General features: G+C 41.2%; 1 pseudogene. It reads left to right on the plus strand.

What is annotated here, in order from left to right:
* Window positions 1-772: pseudogene (locus tag EAH81_RS27250) on the plus strand (SprB repeat-containing protein); the annotation flags it as partial.

A 772-nucleotide genomic window follows, 5' to 3' on the forward strand; every position in this document is an offset into this window, starting at 1 on the left:
ATGAAAAAGGCTGTACCGATACCGAACAAATAACAATTACAGAACCTGAACTTGCTTTAACTGCAGCCATAAATACTAAAACTGATGTAAATTGTAAAGGTGACGCAACAGGATCTGCAACAGCTTCGGCAACTGGTGGAACGGGAACTTATTCTTATTCCTGGAATACTTCGCCAGCACAAACTTCGGCTATAGCCAATAATTTAATTGCGGGAACTTATATCGTAACGGTGACGGACGAAAAAGGCTGTACTGATACCGAACAAATCACAATTACGGAACCTGAATTGGCTTTAACCGCAGCAATAAACACTAAAACTGATGTAAACTGTAAAGGTGACGCAACAGGATCTGCAACAGCTTCGGCAACTGGTGGAACAGGAACTTATTCTTATTCCTGGAATACTTCGCCTGTTCAAACCTCAGCTACAGCCAATAACTTAATTGCGGGAACTTATATCGTAACTGTGACCGATGAAAAAGGCTGTACCGATACCGAACAAATAACAATTACAGAACCTGAACTTGCTTTAACTGCAGCCATAAATACTAAAACTGATGTAAATTGTAAAGGTGACGCAACAGGATCTGCAACAGCTTCGGCAACTGGTGGAACGGGAACTTATTCTTATTCCTGGAATACTTCGCCAGCACAAACTTCGGCTATAGCCAATAATTTAATTGCGGGAACTTATATCGTAACGGTGACGGACGAAAAAGGCTGTACTGATACCGAACAAATCACAATTACGGAACCTGAATTGGCTTTAAC

This window comes from Flavobacterium pectinovorum (genome assembly GCF_006438875.1).
In the GTDB taxonomy this organism is placed as follows: domain Bacteria; phylum Bacteroidota; class Bacteroidia; order Flavobacteriales; family Flavobacteriaceae; genus Flavobacterium; species Flavobacterium pectinovorum_A.